The organism is Maritimimonas rapanae (assembly GCF_057837205.1).
Genome location: NZ_JBYQFI010000001.1, coordinates 973,693 through 992,143 on the forward strand (window position 1 = coordinate 973,693; position 18,451 = coordinate 992,143).

21 protein-coding genes and 1 tRNA gene are annotated in these 18,451 nt (G+C 32.5%); 11 read left to right on the forward strand and 11 right to left on the reverse strand.

Features of this window, described 5'->3' with window-relative positions; translation table 11 throughout:
* Window positions 1–147 precede the first annotated feature (147 nt).
* The 3 genes from AC3IF2_RS04650 (at window position 148) to AC3IF2_RS04660 (ending at window position 3,393) form a co-directional block, all read left to right on the forward strand.
* Window positions 148–1,557: an MATE family efflux transporter gene (locus AC3IF2_RS04650; protein ID WP_489165881.1), complete on the forward strand. Its 1,410-nt coding sequence runs from the start codon at window positions 148–150 to the stop codon at window positions 1,555–1,557.
* A 259-nt stretch (window positions 1,558–1,816) separates the two neighbouring features.
* Window positions 1,817–2,965 carry a trans-sulfuration enzyme family protein gene (locus tag AC3IF2_RS04655; RefSeq protein WP_489165882.1) on the forward strand — a complete coding sequence of 383 codons (1,149 nt, stop codon included), beginning with the start codon at window positions 1,817–1,819 and terminating at the stop codon, window positions 2,963–2,965.
* The gene (locus AC3IF2_RS04660) at window positions 2,962–3,393 is read left to right on the forward strand and encodes a GNAT family N-acetyltransferase (RefSeq protein ID WP_489165883.1); all 432 of its coding nucleotides are present in this window, start codon (window positions 2,962–2,964) and stop codon (window positions 3,391–3,393) included. The genes AC3IF2_RS04655 and AC3IF2_RS04660 overlap by 4 nt, the downstream gene beginning before the upstream one ends.
* Before the next feature lie 7 nt (window positions 3,394–3,400).
* Here the strand turns inward: AC3IF2_RS04660 and AC3IF2_RS04665 are convergent, their stop codons facing one another.
* A complete protein-coding gene (locus tag AC3IF2_RS04665; protein WP_489165884.1) occupies window positions 3,401–3,583 on the reverse strand; it encodes a zinc ribbon domain-containing protein in 183 nt (60 codons plus the stop codon).
* 55 nt (window positions 3,584–3,638) lie between these two features.
* On the opposite strand from AC3IF2_RS04665, the gene bshB1 reads away from it, so the two are divergent.
* Window positions 3,639–4,355 carry a bacillithiol biosynthesis deacetylase BshB1 gene (bshB1, locus tag AC3IF2_RS04670; protein WP_489165885.1) on the forward strand — a complete coding sequence of 239 codons (717 nt, stop codon included), beginning with the start codon at window positions 3,639–3,641 and terminating at the stop codon, window positions 4,353–4,355.
* A gap of 153 nt (window positions 4,356–4,508) precedes the next feature.
* On the opposite strand, the gene AC3IF2_RS04675 is transcribed toward bshB1, so the two are convergent.
* A complete protein-coding gene (locus AC3IF2_RS04675; protein ID WP_489165886.1) occupies window positions 4,509–5,747 on the reverse strand; it encodes a mechanosensitive ion channel family protein in 1,239 nt (412 codons plus the stop codon).
* 116 nt (window positions 5,748–5,863) lie between these two features.
* Here AC3IF2_RS04675 and AC3IF2_RS04680 point away from each other — a divergent pair.
* Both AC3IF2_RS04680 and AC3IF2_RS04685 read left to right on the forward strand, forming a co-directional pair.
* Window positions 5,864–5,939: transfer RNA gene (locus tag AC3IF2_RS04680), tRNA-His, on the forward strand.
* 48 nt (window positions 5,940–5,987) lie between these two features.
* Window positions 5,988–6,467 carry a DUF6495 family protein gene (locus AC3IF2_RS04685; protein ID WP_489165887.1) on the forward strand — a complete coding sequence of 160 codons (480 nt, stop codon included), beginning with the start codon at window positions 5,988–5,990 and terminating at the stop codon, window positions 6,465–6,467.
* On the opposite strand, the gene AC3IF2_RS04690 is transcribed toward AC3IF2_RS04685, so the two are convergent.
* A complete protein-coding gene (locus AC3IF2_RS04690; RefSeq protein ID WP_489165888.1) occupies window positions 6,454–7,038 on the reverse strand; it encodes a hypothetical protein in 585 nt (194 codons plus the stop codon). The genes AC3IF2_RS04685 and AC3IF2_RS04690 overlap by 14 nt on opposite strands.
* Window positions 7,031–7,720: an SIR2 family NAD-dependent protein deacylase gene (locus AC3IF2_RS04695; protein WP_489165889.1), complete on the reverse strand. Its 690-nt coding sequence runs from the start codon at window positions 7,718–7,720 to the stop codon at window positions 7,031–7,033. Before AC3IF2_RS04695 ends, AC3IF2_RS04690 begins: the two co-directional genes overlap by 8 nt.
* 86 nt (window positions 7,721–7,806) lie before the next feature.
* Here AC3IF2_RS04695 and AC3IF2_RS04700 point away from each other — a divergent pair, with 86 nt between their 5' ends.
* From AC3IF2_RS04700 to AC3IF2_RS04720, 5 genes are all read left to right on the forward strand, one after another.
* A complete protein-coding gene (locus AC3IF2_RS04700; protein WP_489165890.1) occupies window positions 7,807–8,475 on the forward strand; it encodes a TrmH family RNA methyltransferase in 669 nt (222 codons plus the stop codon).
* Window positions 8,476–8,575: 100 nt separating this feature from the next.
* Window positions 8,576–10,066, forward strand: a complete 1,491-nt coding sequence (locus AC3IF2_RS04705) for a DUF1800 domain-containing protein (protein WP_489165891.1) — start codon at window positions 8,576–8,578, stop codon at window positions 10,064–10,066.
* Window positions 10,067–10,072: 6 nt separating this feature from the next.
* Window positions 10,073–11,674, forward strand: a complete 1,602-nt coding sequence (locus AC3IF2_RS04710; protein ID WP_489165892.1) for a DUF1501 domain-containing protein — start codon at window positions 10,073–10,075, stop codon at window positions 11,672–11,674.
* Window positions 11,675–11,745: 71 nt separating this feature from the next.
* Complete coding sequence (locus AC3IF2_RS04715; RefSeq protein WP_489165893.1) at window positions 11,746–12,159, forward strand: VOC family protein; 414 nt, start codon at window positions 11,746–11,748, stop codon at window positions 12,157–12,159.
* A gap of 278 nt (window positions 12,160–12,437) precedes the next feature.
* On the forward strand, window positions 12,438–12,872 hold the full coding sequence (locus tag AC3IF2_RS04720; RefSeq protein WP_489165894.1) for a cold-shock protein: 435 nt from the start codon (window positions 12,438–12,440) through the stop codon (window positions 12,870–12,872).
* 3 nt (window positions 12,873–12,875) lie between these two features.
* On the opposite strand, the gene AC3IF2_RS04725 is transcribed toward AC3IF2_RS04720, so the two are convergent.
* Genes AC3IF2_RS04725 through AC3IF2_RS04755 form a run of 7 tightly spaced genes read right to left on the reverse strand, consistent with a single transcriptional unit; the run spans window position 12,876 to window position 18,354 of the window.
* The gene (locus AC3IF2_RS04725; protein ID WP_489165895.1) at window positions 12,876–13,094 is read right to left on the reverse strand and encodes an RNA-binding S4 domain-containing protein; all 219 of its coding nucleotides are present in this window, start codon (window positions 13,092–13,094) and stop codon (window positions 12,876–12,878) included.
* Entirely contained in the window at window positions 13,095–13,472 is a 378-nt protein-coding gene (locus tag AC3IF2_RS04730; RefSeq protein WP_489165896.1) for a hypothetical protein, read from the reverse strand.
* Complete coding sequence (locus AC3IF2_RS04735; RefSeq protein ID WP_489165897.1) at window positions 13,472–14,674, reverse strand: alanine dehydrogenase; 1,203 nt, start codon at window positions 14,672–14,674, stop codon at window positions 13,472–13,474. The genes AC3IF2_RS04730 and AC3IF2_RS04735 overlap by 1 nt, the downstream gene beginning before the upstream one ends.
* Window positions 14,675–14,680: 6 nt before the next feature.
* Window positions 14,681–15,091, reverse strand: coding sequence for a tRNA (adenosine(37)-N6)-threonylcarbamoyltransferase complex ATPase subunit type 1 TsaE (gene tsaE / locus AC3IF2_RS04740; protein WP_489165898.1), 411 nt, complete (start codon window positions 15,089–15,091; stop codon window positions 14,681–14,683).
* Complete coding sequence (locus tag AC3IF2_RS04745) at window positions 15,091–15,810, reverse strand: YebC/PmpR family DNA-binding transcriptional regulator (RefSeq protein ID WP_489165900.1); 720 nt, start codon at window positions 15,808–15,810, stop codon at window positions 15,091–15,093. The genes tsaE and AC3IF2_RS04745 overlap by 1 nt, the downstream gene beginning before the upstream one ends.
* 11 nt (window positions 15,811–15,821) lie before the next feature.
* Window positions 15,822–16,712, reverse strand: a complete 891-nt coding sequence (locus AC3IF2_RS04750; RefSeq protein ID WP_489165901.1) for a hypothetical protein — start codon at window positions 16,710–16,712, stop codon at window positions 15,822–15,824.
* 13 nt (window positions 16,713–16,725) lie between these two features.
* Complete coding sequence (locus tag AC3IF2_RS04755; RefSeq protein WP_489165902.1) at window positions 16,726–18,354, reverse strand: acyl-CoA carboxylase subunit beta; 1,629 nt, start codon at window positions 18,352–18,354, stop codon at window positions 16,726–16,728.
* Between the last annotated feature and the right edge of the window lie 97 nt (window positions 18,355–18,451).

An 18,451-nucleotide genomic window follows, 5' to 3' on the forward strand; every position in this document is an offset into this window, starting at 1 on the left:
GCAATAAATTTTTTATATATTTGTTGCTGATGATTGCTTAAGATACTTCCGAAAATAACAAATAACCCCACTAATAGTGTGCGGAATTTGTTCCTGTTAAAAGAGATAGTATTACTATTTCAATTTCTATATACAATCAATACAATCATGACATCCTCAAATACAAATACATTTAAAAAATTCTTTCATTATTTCTGGCAAGCTGTAAAAGGTAAAGAGCAAAATTTTACTTCTGGTAGCATCCGTAAAGCGGTATTTATGTTATCGATACCCATGATTTTAGAAATGCTCATGGAGTCTATTTTTGCGCTGGTAGATATTATTTATGTTTCTAGAGTAAGCACCAATGCTGTAGCTACTATTGGCCTTACAGAGTCGGTGTTAACTTTAGTATATGCAGTTGCCATTGGTTTAAGTATGGCAGCAACAGCTATTGTTGCACGTAGAGTAGGTGAACAAGATATAAAAGGTGCTAATCAGGCTGCTGTTCAGGTGATCTTTTTAGGAGTTGCTATCTCTATAATTGTAAGTTTTATAGGTATTTTTTACGCAAAAGACATTCTACGATTAATGGGTGGTGAACCAGACCTTATTGCAGAAGGTTATGGCTATACACAAATATTATTAGGTGGTAATGTTACCATTATGCTATTATTCTTGATCAATGCAATCTTTCGAGGTGCAGGTGATGCTTCTATAGCCATGTGGACACTCGTTGTTTCTAACGGTTTGAACATTATTCTTGACCCTATTTTTATTTTTGGTTTTGGCCCTGTACCAGAGTTTGGTGTTAAAGGGGCAGCTATAGCCACAACCATTGGTAGAGGTTCAGCGGTTTTATTTCAGCTAGGTATTTTGTTTTATGGTTGGGGTAAAATTAAAATTGCTTTTAAAGATCTGGTACTTCGTGCTGCTGTAATGATCAATTTAATAAAAGTTTCCCTTGGTGGTATAGGACAATTTATTATTGGTACATCTAGCTGGGTATTTTTAATGCGTATTATGTCAGAATTCGGTAGTGAAGTATTGGCAGGATATACTATTGCTATCCGTGTAATGATGTTCACCTTTATGCCTTCTTGGGGGATGAGTAATGCTGCAGCCACGTTGGTAGGACAGAATTTAGGAGCAGGCAAACCAGAACGAGCAGAAAAATCTGTTTGGATTACGGGTAAATATAATGCCATTTTTATGGTACTAGTTTCTATAATTTACCTAGTGTTTGCACCAGAGATATTATCGTGGTTTAGTGATGAGACAAGTGTTGTAAAATCTGGCGCTTTAGCATTACAGGTGATAGCTGCTGGTTATGTTTTCTATGCTTACGGAATGGTCGTAATACAGGCTTTTAACGGTTCTGGAGATACCAAAACTCCAACTTTGATAAACTTTATTGCCTTTTGGCTGTTCCAAATACCATTTGCTTATTTAGTAGCTATTTATTTTGAAGTGGGTGTTTTGGGTGTATTCCTGGCAGTAGTATTAGCAGAAGCGCTCTTGGCAATCATTGGAATAATATGGTTTAGAAAAGGGAAATGGAAAGAAGTTAAAGTTTAAAAAGTAAAGACCCGAAGCAAGTGCCTCGGGTCTTCTTAAAAGACGGTTATTATAATTTATCATGGTTGACTTACCCTTCTTAATATATCAACCTATTATGGTTTCACCGTCTAACAACTAACTAAGAGCAATGTCTTAAAGACACTACAAATTTCTGTTTGCACTTATATGACACTTAATTTTTAAAAAGTCACATTTATTTTTAAGACTAAGAATATTCGTTTATGTTTAGTAAATTAGAAACTTCTTAAACTAAAGAATGACAAAGAAAAAGTTAGGATTAAATACTGTTTGCACGCATATAGGCGGAATTAAAGATGAGCAGTTTGACGGTTCTGTATCGCCAATTTTTATGGCGAGTTCGTATCCATATATGAACGTAGAGAAAAAACGCTATCCTCGTTATTTTAATACCCCAAATCAAGAAGCTGTAGCTGTAAAGATTGCAGCTTTAGAACATGCCGAAGCAGCTTTACCTTTTGCTTCTGGTATGGCCGCCATTAGTACTACTTTATTGACTTTTTTACAAAAAGGAGATCATATAGTTTTACAAAACGAGATTTACGGTGGTACTTTTAATTTTATTGTTGCCGAATTCGATAAAATGGATATTGAATATTCATTTACTGATGGTGTTGATATTTTAGATTTTGAAGCTAAGATTCAAGAAAACACAAAGGCTATTTACTTTGAAACACCATCGAATCCATTACTTACAATAACCGATGTACAAGCAGTAGCTGATTTAGCAAAGAAGCACAATTTACTATCGATTATCGATAATACATTTGCATCACCTGTAAACTTAAATCCTATCGATTTTGGTGTAGATATTGTGTTACATTCTGCAACGAAGTATTTAGGAGGTCATAGTGATATTTCTGCTGGTGCTGTTGCTTCAACGGTAGAAAATATTGATAAAATTTGGAAAAAATCTAAAAACCTTGGAGGTAATTTAAGTGATTTTATGTGTTATCTCTTAGAGCGTAGTATTAAAACGCTTGGTATACGCATGGCACAACATAATAAGAATGCTCAAGCTTTAGCAGAATATTTAGAACAGCATACTAACATTGCTAAAGTTTTTTATCCTGGTTTGCCAAATCATAAAAATCATATAATAGCAAAAGAACAAATGAATGGTTTTGGAGGTATGTTAGCATTTGAACTAGATAAAAGTATAGATGCACTTAAATTTAAAAATTCTTTACAGTTAATTAAACCATCAATGAGTCTAGCGGGTGTAGAGTCAACATTGATTTTTCCATCTATGGCTTCACATGCTTTGTTAAGTAAAGAGCAACGAGCAGAAATTGGTATTAGCGATCAGTTGATTCGTTTTTCTGTAGGGATAGAAGATGTGAACGATTTAATAGAAGATATAGAACAAGCAATAAAAAAGATATGAATTTAGAATTAGTTAAAGCGCAAAAAGAAGACGTAGATTTTTTGTATGATCTTAGAATGCAAACTATGTCTGAGCATTTAAAAAAAGCGGGAGTATATCTCTCTAAAGAAGAGCATTTATCTAGAATAGATCATCAATTTGATAATTCTTTTTTGGTAATGTATTCTGATCAAAAAGTGGGTATGCTTAAGCTTATTAATGATGACGATAGCTTGGAAATTTCACAAATTCAAATTTTGCCTGAGTTTCAAGGTGAAGGAATAGGTAAGCATCTAATCGAACAAACCGTTGAAAGAGCTAAATCAGAAAATAAAGAAGTAAAGCTAAAAGTATTAAAACGGAACCCTGCAAAATTTTTGTACTTGCGTAGCGGATTTAAAGTTGTAGATAAAGACGACTTAGAATTTCACATGAAGTATAACAAGTAGTAATCCTTTATTGCTCAATATCTTCAGCAGAAAAGCTTTCAAGAATAGTTTTTTCAAAGGTATATGTTATTTGTATAGGCCTACAGCAAATCTCACAATCTTCGATATAACTAGTTTGATTGATAGAACTATCTAACAGCATAGAAATAGTTTCCCAACAAGATGGGCATTGAAAAAAGTGTTCAAACATTTGCCTTAATCTATACCATAAAAATAGTATATATTTGGATTGCAAATTGAATTTTATGAAACTAGATATATTGGCCGTAGGCTCTCACCCAGACGATGTAGAATTGGGCTGTGCGGCTACACTTTCTAAAGAAATTTCATTAGGTAAAAAAGTTGGAATTTTAGATCTTACTCGTGGTGAATTGGGAACTCGTGGTTCAGCTGAAATTCGAGATAAAGAAGCAGCGGCTGCGGCTGAAATTTTAGGAGTAGCTGTGCGAGAGAATTTAGCTTTCGCGGATGGATTTTTTGCAAACGATAAAGAACATCAGTTAGAAGTCATAAAAATAATTCGCAAATACCGGCCCGCTATTGTTTTGTGTAATGCTATTGAAGATAGACATATAGATCACGGTAAAGGAAGTAAACTAGTTAGTGATGCTTGTTTTTTATCAGGATTAAGACGTATAGAAACAGAATTAGATGGTAAGCAACAAAAACATTGGCGACCTAAACATGTTTATCATTACATTCAATGGAAGAATCTAGAACCAGATTTTGTAGTAGATGTTTCTGGTTTTATCGATAAAAAAATGGAAGCTGTACAAGCGTATAGTTCGCAATTTTATGATCCTAAAAGCAATGAGCCATCTTCTCCTATTTCTAGTAAAAACTTTTTAGATAGTATAAAATATCGTGCTCAAGATCTTGGTCGATTAATAGGGGTAAAGGCAGCAGAAGGTTTTACAGCAGAGCGTCATGTGGCTGTTGACAATCTTGATAAATTGATATAGTTGATTATTTTCTGACTCCGTCATTTCGAGTGAAATTCTGTAAGAATTTTGTACTGAGAAGTTTATAAATAATTAATTTTTTTTTGTTTTAGATACACCAAATTTTAGATTTAGCACTTAAACTGACAAAATTTAATTGACACTGTATTTCTTTTAAGCTTCAATTTTAGTTGGTAATTCAAAAATCTCCAAATCAAAGTACTTAACAGCGGCTAATATATGATCAAATACATCAGCCATAATATATTCGTAACTTTCCCAACGTTTATCGGCACTAAAAGCATAGATTTCAATGGGCAATCCTTGCGTTGTTGGTGCTAACTGTCGTACCATAATCATCATTTCTTTATTAATTGCAGAATGATTATTAATATAAGCCTCTGCATATTTTCTAAATACACCAATGTTGGTTAAATTTCTGCCATTTAGAAGCAAAGATTTATCAATATTATTTTCAGAATTATATGCTTTAATTTTATCTTGCCGAGACACTAAATATTCAGAAATTAATTCAATTCCTTTTAAATTTTCTATTTCGTTTTCAGATAAGTATTTAATACTATTCATTTTAATATTTAATGAACGTTTAATTCTACGCCCTTGAGAATTTGTCATACCTCGCCAGTTCTTAAACGAATCTGAAATCAATGCATATGTTGGTATGGTCGTAATTGTTTTATCAAAATTCTGAACTTTTACCGTAGCCAACGTAATTTCTATAACATCACCATCAGCACCGTATTTCTCGAATGTAATCCAATCACCAATGCGCACCATATCGTTTATAGATACTTGTATACTAGCTACAAACCCTAAGATAGTATCTCTAAAAACTAAGATTATAATTGCTGAGGCTGCACCTAAGGCTGTAAAAAACTTTAAAAATGATTGCCCAGTTATAACTGCGAAAATTAATATTAAGCCTGCTACCCAAGCAAAAATCATAAACACCTGTATATAACTTGCTATGGGTTTATCTTTTAAATTTGGTAAAGTTTTTAAGTAATCTTTTATAGAATGAAGTATGCTTCTAACGATCCATAAAGTCAATATAATACCAAATATTTCTAATCCTTTTTCAATAATGTTTTCAGCATAATCAAAATCCTTAAAAATAATAGGAACTAACTCTAAAGCTAAGATCAGAGGAATAATATGTGCAAAATTTCTAGGTACTTTATTAGTGATTAGTATATCATCAAAATTGGTTTTTGATCTTTTGGCTATTCTAGAAGATATACCTCTTAAAACTCTTCTAACAATATAATCTATTATAAAAATTATTAATAAACTAATTGCTAGTAACGCAATCATATTTAGGTATTTGGCGCTAGTTTCATTAACACCTACTTTAATTAAATAATCATATATAAAATGAGTGACCTTATTCATTCAATTTGAGTTTAGAACGACAAAAATAATTATAAGCACTGTGGTAGCGACAATAATTTTATTTTTTATTTGTCAAAATTTCTAAATAGATTATATTTGCATCCGCGAAAGCACATGGTGGTTGTAGCTCAGTTGGTTAGAGCATCGGTTTGTGGTACCGAGGGTCGTGGGTTCGAGCCCCATCTTCCACCCAAAACTCAACTTTTTTAGTTGAGTTTTTTTATTACAATATTTTAGAGGATGAAGTATAGACAATTAAGTAAAGAACAGTTTGAAGCCTTGCATAAAGAGTTTGCACAATTTTTAGCAACACAGCAGATAGATGTAAACGAATGGAATGAGATTAAAGCTAGTAAACCAGAAATGGCGGAAGAAGAATTGAATTTATTTAGTGATGTGGTATGGGATGATGCTTTAACTAAAACTAAATACCTAGAACATTTTTCTCAGCAAAATATCAATCTGTTTAAGTGTGACGAAAAATCGATTTCTAGAATAGTGGTTCAAGTGAGTAAACCAGATTTCGATTTTTTTAAAGAAGAAGATTATAATTGGTTTATTGATAATACCAATGATAAATCGGTAGAGTTTCTTAAAGGGCAGAAAAAATATAGTAAAGAGCGCAATCAAGAATTATTTGACCTAGTTGAAAAAGGTAGTGTAATTTCTGATGGCAAACTATTTGAAAGTTTACAGTTATTAATTTCTAATAAAGCTTAAGTAAGGTTTTATTCTGTATAGCCGAAATTATTTTCTTACCTCTGTTTTTATAACCTGTGCTCCCTATAGGTAAACTTTTATCAATTATTTGAACTAGTTCAGGGTGTATCCAATCAAACTGATCACCTAGTAAATACAAAGAATACATAGAATGTGCTTGTATTGCAGTTGCTTTATCACTTATCATCCAATCAAAACATGCTTCAATAAATTGATCTAAATGTTTATTTGTAATGACATTGGTGTATATAGGATTAAATTTAATATATATTTCAACACAAATTAACTCAATTATTTTAGCTGATGAACGTATTATCGCTTCATCTTTTATTGTGTTCAACGAGCTGCTAAAAGTGTCAATATGTTGTATTATTAGTTTTAAGTTTTTTTTACAAGCTAATTCAACAACCCTTGCTGTTAAAGACGCATAATGTAATTCGTTCTTAAACATCGCATTAATTGAATACGCAAATAGGGCTTGATTTTGAAACCCGGCATCAAAAAGCATTAATTTGTCTTGATGTCTACGTGTTTCTTTAGACAAGAGTTTTATAAAATCTTCCTTATCCATTCAAATACTGATTAATTAATGTTTTCATACCTACAGTAGCCTTTTCGGGAATAATTGTCAAATTATTAAAGTTATGTTCGGAAACTGAAGGTTTTGGATCAATAAAATAAATGGGTGTATTTGGTCTTGCATAATGTACCAAACTTGCAGCAGGATAAACTTGCATAGATGTGCCTATAATTAAAAGTATATCTGCTTGAGTAGTAATTTCTATTGCTTTTTCAAGCATGGGTACGGCTTCGCCAAACCAAACTATATGTGGTCGTATTTGAGCACCATCTTTTGCTAGGTCGCCTAAAACTATATCTTTTTTCCAATCGAAAACTAAATATTCATTTTTTGTGCTACGGGCTTTTAATAGTTCACCGTGTAAATGCAATACTTCAGTACTTCCAGCACGTTCATGTAGATCATCTACATTTTGAGTAACTACTGTTACACTGTAACTATCCTCTAACTTTGCTAACGCTAAATGAGCTGTATTGGGTTCAACTTGAAATAATTGCCTACGTCGTTGATTATAAAAATCTAAAACAAGTTCAGGATTAGCGGCAAAACCTTCAGGTGAAGCAACTTCCATTACATCATGACCTTCCCAAAGCCCACCAGCATCCCGAAAGGTACTAACACCACTTTCAGCACTCATACCTGCGCCAGTAAGAACTACAATTTTTTTCTTCATAATTATTTCCCATGAAAATAGAAATCTTTTTGTTAACCTATTTTTAGCTAATTTACTTTATTCTATTTTTACTAAAAATATTTTTTGTGACTGATTTAAAGCTTTTAAAATATTTGCAATCCTTTTTAACAGAAAGTAGAAATGCCACTTTCGAGAAGGTATTAAGTCTGCGCACTCGTCATTTTACGGTAGTTTTAGAAGATATATATCAAAAACATAATACAAGTGCTGTTGTGAGAAGTTGTGATGTGTTTGGATTACAAGATATACATATTATAGAAAATAAGTATAACAGTTATGTTTCTAATCAAGTAGCTAAAGGAGCACATAAATGGTTAGATTTTCATTATTACAATCAATTAGAATATAATAATCAGGTGTGCGTTGATTCTTTACGGAAGAAAGGTTATCAAATAATTGCTACAACACCACATAATAATTCTTGCTTATTAGAAGACTTTGATATAGCTAAAAAATCAGCTTTTGTTATGGGTGTGGAAAAAGAAGGAGTGTCTAAAGATATTATGAGCCAGGCAGATGGCTATTTGAAGATACCGATGGTTGGCTTTACAGAGAGCCTAAATATATCTGTTGCTACTGCAATTATTTTAAATAACGTTACTTCACGTTTACGTAAATCTGATATAAACTGGCAATTAACCAATGAAGAGAAAAATACAATTCTATTAGAATGGTGTAAAAAGTCTATTAAAAATGTTGATAAGATTTTAGAACGTTATAGTTCAATAGAATAGCTATAAACTGCTTTAGATTTTCTTTAGAATCAAAAACTACATTCGTTTTAACAATATAACTAATGGTATACTCGTTATCATTAGATTAAAAGGTAAATAAATGATCAATAACTTAGTATCATGTAATACCTCCCCACTAAATATTTATGTACCTACAGCCTCTAATCCTTGGGACGCTATAAAGGTTAGACATTTGCACAATAGATTAGGCTTTGGTATTGAATCATCTTTGATAGCTAATGCTTTATCAATGTCACCAGAAGCTTATGTAGATCAACTTATTAATAATGCTATAGCATTATTGCCCACAGTTGAACCAGCTTGGGCACCTCTAGACCCTGCAGATTATCCAGCAAACGGATTTACATATAATGAGGATGAAAACGATCTATTTGTAGATGAAACTCAATATATTTTCATAAAAGAACTAATCGACAATGGTATTAGAGGTAGATTAACTTTGTTTTGGCATAATCATTTTGTGACAAGAGTTAATGAATATGAATTTGCTGGTTACGCATTCAGATATTTTCAGGCATTGCAAAGAAATAGTTTAGGTAATTTCAAAACTTTTGTTAGCGAAATGGGTTTAGATAACGCCATGCTTAAGTTTTTAAATGGATTTGAAAGTACAGCTGTAAGCCCTAACGAAAACTATGCTAGGGAGTTATATGAACTTTTTACTTTAGGTGAGGGAAATGGATATACAGAAGAAGATATTGTTGAAACGTCACGCGCGTTAACAGGATATAATGATTATGCTAATGGAGAAAACTCATCAATACTTTTTAATGTAGATAATTTTGACGCCAACGATAAAACTATTTTTGGCCAAACTGGCAATTGGGGTTATGATGATGTTATCGATTTAGTATTTAATGAAAGAACACAATTAATTGCAAGGTATATCTGTGAAAAGATATATGTCAATTTTGTGAGCCCCGAAGTTGATGATCAGATACATCAAAATATTATCAATCCTTTAGCTGCTATTTTCGTAACAAATAATTTTGAGATTGCTCCAGTTCTTCGAACATTGTTTAAGAGTGAACATTTTTATGATGAAAAAGCTAGAAATACTATAATTAAAAGTCCTTTAGATCTTATAATTCAGTTTATTACTACCACAGGATTAGATTTTGGTAGTTATGATATGAATAAAGAATCGATTAAAAATGTTGCAAGTGCTTTCGATCAAAATATTTTAAACCCTCCAACTGTTTTTGGGTGGCCAGGCGATAGAAACTGGATCAACTCTGGTACAATTACATTTAGACAAGCTTATTTATGTAAAGATGTTTTGTATTGGGCTTGGCAACAGAATGAAGAGCAGTTTCGACAATTTGCCAGAGATCTATCTGGTGATAGTAATGATGCCGATTTTGTAGCCACGGTTATTTTTGAGTCATTATTGGTAGAAATACCATATACGCAAGATGATTACAATACTGGTATAGATATTTTTAAAAGTAGGGTTCCATCCAATTATTTTGAACAAAATATATGGACCTTAAGTTTTGAAGGTGTACCGTTACAAGTACGTGATCTTTTAGAATATATAGTCACCTTACCAGATTATCAACTTAAATAAGATTTTATGTGTACACCTAAAGATTTACATGCACACTGTAATACAGATGATCATAAAAAGTGGAATAGACGTTCCTTTATGCAAACCTTAGGGCTGGGTGGAGCAGGTGCTACATTAATGATGGGCGGCATACCAATGGCCTTTGGGCAACCAACACCATTATCTAACGCTTTGGGTAATTCTGAATCAGGGAGAGTATTATTGATCGTAAGACTCCAAGGTGGTAATGACGGATTAAATACAATTGTTCCTATATATGATTATGATCGTTACGCTAATTATAGACCTACATTACGTCATGATTTAGCAGATATGTATAAACTGTCTGAAGATTTTGGTGTACCAGGTTATTTACGTGACTATATGGAACCTATTTGGGAAGGAGGATGTATAAAAGTAGTACATGGTACTGGTTATGAAAATCAGAATCTTTCGCACTTTACAGGTACAGATAATATGTCTAGAGGTACAGATGATGAACTAGTCGAAACAGGTGTTTATGGTCGTTATTTTGAAAGCATTTATCCTGATTATCTTTTAAATTTACCAGAAGCTCCTCCAGCTCTTCAAATTGGTGGAGTTGGTGATATTATTCTTAGTGGTAGTGAAACTAATTACGGATTGACTGTGGCTAATACACGTCAGCTATTGCAAATTGCATCAACTGGAGAACTATTCAATGTTGCCGATGTGCCAGATTGTACTAAAGGATCACAACTTCGATTTGTACGAGGTGTATTAAATGCAACATTAAAATATTCGGAAGTAATTCAGAATGCATATAATTCACAAACGAATACTATAGAATTTCCTGACACCAACTTAGGGAGGTCTTTAGCTGTCATTTCTAGAACCATTAAAGCAGGTATGGGTACTTGCGTATATATGGTAAATATTAACGGATTTGATACGCATGCAAATCAACCAGAAAGGCATCAAGAGTTATTGACCGATATTTCTCAATCTATTATGGCTTTTTATCGTGATCTTGAACCAAGTGGTAGAGATAATGATGTTCTAACGATGACTTTTTCAGAATTTGGGAGAAGAGTACGAGAAAACGGCTCAAATGGAACCGACCACGGTACTGCAGCTCCAATGTTATTATTTGGTCCCTCATTAAACGGTAGTGGTTTTGTGGGTGACCATCCTAGTATGAGCAACCTTACTAGAGGAGGAAATTTACGATATACCCAAGATTATATTAATGTATATGGAACTGTAATGGAGCAATGGTTATGTATTGACCCTGCTGTTATTAATCAATCAATTCCAAGGCCTTACACACCTATTGATCTAGGCTTTACCTGTACAAGTGGTGTTACAAATCATGATTATCTTATCCGTGAAAACTTTGAACATATGCCTATTTACGATCAAGGGAATGTTGCCATACGTATAAATAATAATTTTGAAGATAGTTATGAAATTTCACTTTTTAATGTTCTAGGACAAAAAACAGGGATGTTATTTAGTGATGTATTAGAACCGGGTCAGCATGATATTAGTATTTCAGAACAGCTACCGCAATTAACAGCTGGTGTGTATATCTACAATATTAATAAGAACAATCGTAACTACAGTAAAAAGGTTATTATTAGTGGTTAGTTGAAACCATTAAAGTTATTCTAATCTAAAATAATTTGTAATTTCATAGACAAATCTTAATCTATTTTGTCATGAAATTAAATTCTTATCTAATGTTCGATGGTAATTGTGAAGAAGCCATGAACTACTATAAAGACGTTTTTGATGGTGAGTTTGTAACATTAATGCGTTACAAAGATGGTCCTCCAGAATATACTAATCCATCAAATGAAAATCTAATTATGCATGTTACAATGCAATTCAGAGGGATAGAATTATTGGCATCAGATGCCATGATGGCTCCAGTTACGAAAGGAAATTATAATTATTTAAGTGTCAGTGTTGATGATGAAGACGAAGCAGTTACTATTTTTAATAATCTCGCTGATGGAGGAACAATAGAAATGCCTTTTGCTGAGGTTTTTTGGGGAGGAAAATTTGGTAGTCTAAAAGATAAATTTGGTGTGCAATGGATGGTAAGTGCTGAACATACAAAGAATTCTTAACGACTTTAAAGTAAATCTTTTAGAACTTTTAATTCAAAGAACTTTACTTATTGTAATGTCAATTTTGCTGCTATTCATTTCTAATGATTCTAAAAATAAAGCTTAGGAATTTATGAAATAAGAGCACAAATCTTATATTTGCGATAGTTTACAGAATTACCTTGTTAATTAATCCATTTGTTTGAAGACTATTTTAAGCTAAATAGTTCACCTTCTTTCGAGCATTCGTTTAGTCTCTCAATTTTTCTTAAGCTGTAGTATTAATTTTAAATAAACGAATGGGAAGATCACAACAAACATTTAATAAAAAAGAAAAAGAAAAAAAACGCCTTAAAAAAAGAGAGGAAAAGGCAAAGAAAAAAGAAGCACGTAAAGCTGAAAAAGGTGGAGGTATTCCGTTTGCTTATGTAGATCATAATGGAAATCTTACAGATACTCCGCCAGATCCATCAATGAAAGTAAAAGTAGATGCTGAAACTATTAATCTAGACTATACAAAAGAAGAAGTAGAAGAAGACCCGATTAGAAATGGTAAGGTTGCATTTTTTGACTCTTCAAAAGGTTTTGGTTTTATAACTGATATTGATAACAACCAAAAATATTTTACGCACGTTAGTGGTTTAATAGATGAAATAGCTGAAAATGATAAAGTGACTTTTGAACTAGAAAAAGGAGCTAAAGGAATGAATGCTGTACGTGTTAAAAAGAAATAATTATTATATTATTTCTATTAAATATTTCTCAACTTTTATTTGATCGCCTTTTCTTAATTTTTTTCTAACTCTGGTCTCGGTTTCATCATTTACAATAACTTCTTCATTTAGAATTAAAATTTTAGCGTGCCCGCCAGTTTGAGCTATTTGTAATACTTGTAGTAAGTTATTTAACTGAATAAATTCTTGGTCTTCTGGTAGCTTAAAAGTTTGTTTATTCATCTATTTTTGATCAAAATAAATTTTTTGTACGGTTACCAACGTATCACAATTTTCTACATAAATAGAAGAAGCTTTTTCTTTTATAAAACCATCAATCCAATAATAACGACAAGGTTCTTGGCGCGGTTTACTTTTCGAAAAATCAATATCGCCGTCGCTTAAAAAATAAGCAATTTCTGTAGAATCTATTTGCTGCGTATTCATAATTTGCTGTACTTCTTCAGTATAAGATCTATGCTTATTTCTTAGTATTTCAAGCATCCTAGCATTCGGGAAATAGTTACATGAAGCATTTTTCCCGTTAAGGAAAAACATTAATAAAGCGATACCTATAAAAAAACCGAATCCGAAAAGAATAAAACGACGTTTTAGACTCATTAAATAATTAATAAATTAATATCTCTGAATGGAAGACCAAACCAATCTGCTATCGCTTTATTGGTTAAAATTCCGTGGTAAAAATACATTCCTTTTCTGAGACTTTTATCGAATCTAGCGGCATTTTCTACACCACCTTCTTCGGCAATATGTAATAAGTAAGGAGTAAAAATATTACTAATTGATAATGAGGCAGTTCTGGCATACCTAGACGGGATGTTTGGCACACAATAATGAATTACACCATGTTTTGTAAAAGTTGGCTTTTTATGGGTCGTTATTTCTGAAGTTTCAAAACAACCACCGCTATCTATACTAACATCTACTATAATAGCTCCGTCTTTCATTTGCTCAACCATTTCTTCACTTACAACAACAGGTGTTCGTGTCTTCCCACGAATAGCTCCAATGGCCACATCGCAGCGCATTAACGCCTTTTGTAAAGTTTTAGGTTGAACAGTAGATGTATATACAGGATGATGTAAACTCTCTTGAAGTCTTCTAAGCTTTGTAATCGAATTGTCAAATACTTTTACACGAGCACCTAATCCCATTGCAGAACGTGCAGCAAATTCACCTACAGTACCAGCACCTAAAATTACAACATCAGATGGCGGTACACCACCAATGTTCCCGAATAATAAACCATTACCTTGATTAGAATTGCTCATTAATTCGGCAGCTATTAAAACTGAAGATATACCAGCAATTTCACTCAATGATTTTACAACTGGATAAACACCGTGTTCATCAGTAATAAAGTCGAAAGCAATAGCAGTAATGCGTTTTTTAGCAAGTGCTTCGAAATATTTTTTATTCTGAGTTTTAAGCTGTAAAGCAGAAAGTAATACACTTTGCGGATTGATCATTTCGATCTCTTTCAAAGAAGGAGGCTCTACTTTAAGAATAATATTACAGCCAAATACTTCCTCACTACTGTAAGATATTTTAGCACCAGCTTCAGAATATTCATTATCTGTATAATTAGTGCCATCTCCAGCACCAGACTCTACTACAATTCTATGACCATGATTTGTAAGAGCAGCTACAGCATCAGGTGTTAAACAGATGCGTTTTTCTTGGTAATGCGTTTCTTTTGGAATACCAATAAACAATTCACCTTTTTGCTTTTTTATTTCAAGCATTTCTGGTTTAGGTAACAATTCTTCTTTACTAAAAGGTGAAAATTGTTTTTTGCTCATAGTTGGTTATTTGATGGTGATTGAACGTGTTCCGTCCTCATTAATCGATAAATGAATAGCAACAGCATCTAAAGGTAATAAATTTTTAACTTTTTCTGGCCACTCAACTAAACACCAATTATTGCTATAAAAATATTCTTCTATACCTATATCTAAAGCTTCACTTTCATCTTCAATTCTATAAAAATCAAAATGATAAAAGGTTTCACCTTGACGAGAATGATATTCATTAACCAAGGAAAAAGTAGGGGATGAAACTACGTCTTCAGAGTCTAATTGTTTTACTAGTTCCTTAATAAGGGAAGTCTTACCAACACCCATTTCACCATAAAAAAGAAGTGTTTTTCCGGAAACTGATTCAATTATTTTTTTAGCAATTTTTGATAACTGATCAAGAGAGTAAGATGCATTCATCATTAATTCATTTCCATAGAGTGGTAGACGTTTTGCACATCATCGTCCTCTTCAAGTTTTTCTAATAATTTTTCTACATCTACTTGTTGATCTTCAGAAAGAGCTTTGGTTGAAGTAGGTATTCTTTCGAATCCTGAAGAAAGAATTTCAACATTATTTTCTTCAAAAAATGATTGAATGGCACCAAATTGCTCAAATGGAGCATAGATGATAATCCCTTCTTCATCATCAAAGATTTCTTCAACATCAAAATCAATTAATTCTAGTTCTAATTCTTCCATATCAATGGCAATATCTTCTTTCTTAACTGTAAAATTACAAGTATGATCAAACATAAATACAACAGAACCCGAGGTGCCTAAAGTACCATCACATTTATTAAATGCTGCACGCACATTGGCTACAGTCCGATTATTATTATCTGTTGCAGTTTCAACCAATACAGCAATGCCGTGTGGAGCATATCCTTCAAACAATGTTTCTTTATAATTGGCGGTGTCTTTATCTGAAGCTTTTTTAATAGCACGTTCAACATTGTCTTTAGGCATATTAGCTGCCTTTGCATTTTGAATAACCGCTCTAAGTCTTGAATTTGTATCAGGGTTTGGTCCACCTTCTTTTACGGCCATAACAATGTCTTTGCCTATACGTGTAAAGGTTTTAGCCATAGCTGACCAACGTTTCATCTTTCGTGCTTTTCTAAATTCGAATGCTCTTCCCATATACTCACTATTTATTTTTCATGAATAAATCTTAAATGTCTTCCTGTTTTTCGAAAAGTTTCTTTTGCTTTACTATGATTTTCTTCAAAAGTATTTAAATCAGTGAATTTGCAAATACCGTATGAATAATGGTATTTTAAAAACTCTAAATCTTCCTTTCTAAATCGTTTTTTATCACTGTTGCATTTTGAAAAAACACTTTTACAAGGAACTTTATCGCTAGTATTAAAATGCCCAAGTGATTTTATAAATGATTGTATTAAGTAATTAACATTAACCGTTTTGTTTTTGTATTTAGTTGTATTAATCTCAAGCTTTGTATCATAAATCCTACTTTTCTTCCAATAATTATAGTAATCGATATACTTATTTTTCGGAAGATTTTTAGAATATTTATACTTGCTGTTTTCATTAACTTCATAAACTACATAGTTAGAATCTTCTAAGTCATTTACAAAAGATATTTTTAATGAGTCAACCTCTTTATTAATTGTATTAGCTAATCGGGTTATTATTTTTTTGTATCTCTCAGCAACAGAATTACTAAAATAAATTTTAATGGGTTTTTTCCATAACCTCATATAAAACTTTCTTTTCTTAAGAGTGTCTTTGGAGTATTTTTTGTAAACAATGTCTTTATAGATTTCTAAAAATGTAGAATCTTTTGGTTCATAAGGTACAGCAATTCCATTTATTTTATAATCTGAGGAGAGAAGAATTAAGGTATCATTATCTTTTACAATAAATTCTGTAGATTCATTAAAGACAAAATCTTTATCGAAACGTTTCTTATATGAATCTATACTTACGTATTTTTTTGCTTTTCTTTTAGGAGATTCTTTTTCTTGAGAGAATGAAAAAGTAAAAAGCATTAAAAAAAATATGAATACTATTTTTTTCATTTATTATGGATTATTAAACCTGTAAGACACCTAAATTAAATGGTTTTTCAATAGGAGCGTGGTTAGCTGCTTCTATACCCATAGAAATCCAAGTTCTAGTATCTAGTGGATCTATAACTCCGTCTGTCCAAATACGTGCAGCTGCATAATACGGAGATACTTGTGAGTCATATCGAGACTTTATTTTATTGAAGAGTTCTTCTTCTTTTTCTTTAGTAATTTCTTCACCTTTCTTTTTTAAAGAGGCAGTTTCTATTTGTAATAATACTTTAGCAGCCGAATTACCACTCATTACTGCTAATTCTGCACTTGGCCAAGCAGCTATTAATCTCGGATCATAAGCCCTTCCGCACATGGCATAATTACCAGCACCATAAGAATTTCCGATAACAATCGTAAACTTTGGTACTACCGAATTACTAACAGCATTTACCATTTTAGCGCCATCTTTTATAATACCTCCATGCTCTGATTTACTGCCCACCATAAACCCAGTTACATCTTGTAAAAAGATTAATGGTATCTTTTTCTGGTTACAATTTGCTATGAATCGAGTAGCTTTGTCAGCTGAATCCGAATAAATTACGCCACCAAATTGCATTTCACCTTTTTTAGTTTTTACAATTTTTCGTTGATTAGCAACTATCCCTACAGCCCAACCATCGATACGAGCATAAGCTGTTATAATGGTCTGGCCATAACCAGCTTTATATTCGTCAAATTCTGAATTATCTACCAAGCGCTTAATGATTTCGTACATGTCATACTGATCATGTCTGGCTTTTGGAAGTATACCATATATTTCATTTGGGTCTAGCTTCGGACGCTGAGCTTCAGTCCTATTATACCCAGCTTTTTCAAAATCACCAATTTTACCTATAATATTTTGGATAGTAGACAAGGCATCCTTGTCATCTTTAGCTTTATAATCTGTAACACCAGAAATCTCACAATGTGTAGTTGCGCCACCCAAAGTTTCATTATCAATACTTTCGCCGATAGCAGCTTTTACTAGATAACTTCCGGCAAGAAAAATACTTCCTGTCTTATCTACAATCAAAGCTTCATCACTCATAATAGGAAGGTAGGCCCCGCCTGCTACACAACTACCCATGACAGCAGCTATTTGTGTAATACCCATGCTACTCATTACAGCATTATTTCTAAAAATACGGCCAAAGTGTTCTTTATCAGGAAAAATTTCATCTTGCATTGGCAAATAAACACCTGCAGAATCAACCAGATAAATAATTGGCAACCTGTTTTCAATCGCAATTTCTTGAGCTCTTAGATTTTTTTTACCTGTAATAGGAAACCATGCGCCGGCTTTTACAGTAGCATCGTTAGCAACAACAATACATTGCTTGCCTTGTACATAACCCATTTTAACAACTACACCACCAGACGGGCAACCGCCATGCTCTTTGTACATATCTTCACCAGCAAAAGCTCCAATTTCTATAGAAGATTTTTTGTCATCCAATAAAAAATCGATACGTTCTCTTGCCGTCATCTTACCTTTAGCATGATGCTTATCGATACGTTTTTGGCCTCCGCCAAGCTTTACTTTTGCTAAACGTTTACGTAAATCTGAAACCAGTAATTTATTATGATCTTCGTTCTTATTGAAGTTAATATCCATTAAGTGTAAGTAGTTTTTGAATTGTGCTAAAATACAAAATGCAAAAGAATAATTTTGTAACAAATTATTATAAATGTATACCTATATTTTAAAGCAA

What these genes read in the sequence shown, in the direction of transcription:
- AC3IF2_RS04755 (WP_489165902.1), bottom strand. Translation starts at nt 18,354, where the DNA reads ATGGATATTAACTTCAATAAGAACGAAGATCATAATAAATTACTGGTT.
- AC3IF2_RS04655 (WP_489165882.1), top strand. Translation starts at nt 1,817, where the DNA reads ATGACAAAGAAAAAGTTAGGATTAAATACTGTTTGCACGCATATAGGC.
- tsaE (WP_489165898.1), bottom strand. Translation starts at nt 15,091, where the DNA reads ATGATGAATGCATCTTACTCTCTTGATCAGTTATCAAAAATTGCTAAA.
- AC3IF2_RS04730 (WP_489165896.1), bottom strand. Translation starts at nt 13,472, where the DNA reads ATGAGTCTAAAACGTCGTTTTATTCTTTTCGGATTCGGTTTTTTTATA.
- AC3IF2_RS04650 (WP_489165881.1), top strand. Translation starts at nt 148, where the DNA reads ATGACATCCTCAAATACAAATACATTTAAAAAATTCTTTCATTATTTC.
- AC3IF2_RS04715 (WP_489165893.1), top strand. Translation starts at nt 11,746, where the DNA reads ATGAAATTAAATTCTTATCTAATGTTCGATGGTAATTGTGAAGAAGCC.
- bshB1 (WP_489165885.1), top strand. Translation starts at nt 3,639, where the DNA reads ATGAAACTAGATATATTGGCCGTAGGCTCTCACCCAGACGATGTAGAA.
- AC3IF2_RS04660 (WP_489165883.1), top strand. Translation starts at nt 2,962, where the DNA reads ATGAATTTAGAATTAGTTAAAGCGCAAAAAGAAGACGTAGATTTTTTG.
- AC3IF2_RS04735 (WP_489165897.1), bottom strand. Translation starts at nt 14,674, where the DNA reads ATGAGCAAAAAACAATTTTCACCTTTTAGTAAAGAAGAATTGTTACCT.
- AC3IF2_RS04690 (WP_489165888.1), bottom strand. Translation starts at nt 7,038, where the DNA reads ATGGATAAGGAAGATTTTATAAAACTCTTGTCTAAAGAAACACGTAGA.
- AC3IF2_RS04705 (WP_489165891.1), top strand. Translation starts at nt 8,576, where the DNA reads ATGATCAATAACTTAGTATCATGTAATACCTCCCCACTAAATATTTAT.
- AC3IF2_RS04710 (WP_489165892.1), top strand. Translation starts at nt 10,073, where the DNA reads ATGTGTACACCTAAAGATTTACATGCACACTGTAATACAGATGATCAT.
- AC3IF2_RS04725 (WP_489165895.1), bottom strand. Translation starts at nt 13,094, where the DNA reads ATGAATAAACAAACTTTTAAGCTACCAGAAGACCAAGAATTTATTCAG.
- AC3IF2_RS04745 (WP_489165900.1), bottom strand. Translation starts at nt 15,810, where the DNA reads ATGGGAAGAGCATTCGAATTTAGAAAAGCACGAAAGATGAAACGTTGG.
- AC3IF2_RS04750 (WP_489165901.1), bottom strand. Translation starts at nt 16,712, where the DNA reads ATGAAAAAAATAGTATTCATATTTTTTTTAATGCTTTTTACTTTTTCA.
- AC3IF2_RS04675 (WP_489165886.1), bottom strand. Translation starts at nt 5,747, where the DNA reads ATGAATAAGGTCACTCATTTTATATATGATTATTTAATTAAAGTAGGT.
- AC3IF2_RS04665 (WP_489165884.1), bottom strand. Translation starts at nt 3,583, where the DNA reads ATGTTTGAACACTTTTTTCAATGCCCATCTTGTTGGGAAACTATTTCT.
- AC3IF2_RS04695 (WP_489165889.1), bottom strand. Translation starts at nt 7,720, where the DNA reads ATGAAGAAAAAAATTGTAGTTCTTACTGGCGCAGGTATGAGTGCTGAA.
- AC3IF2_RS04685 (WP_489165887.1), top strand. Translation starts at nt 5,988, where the DNA reads ATGAAGTATAGACAATTAAGTAAAGAACAGTTTGAAGCCTTGCATAAA.
- AC3IF2_RS04720 (WP_489165894.1), top strand. Translation starts at nt 12,438, where the DNA reads ATGGGAAGATCACAACAAACATTTAATAAAAAAGAAAAAGAAAAAAAA.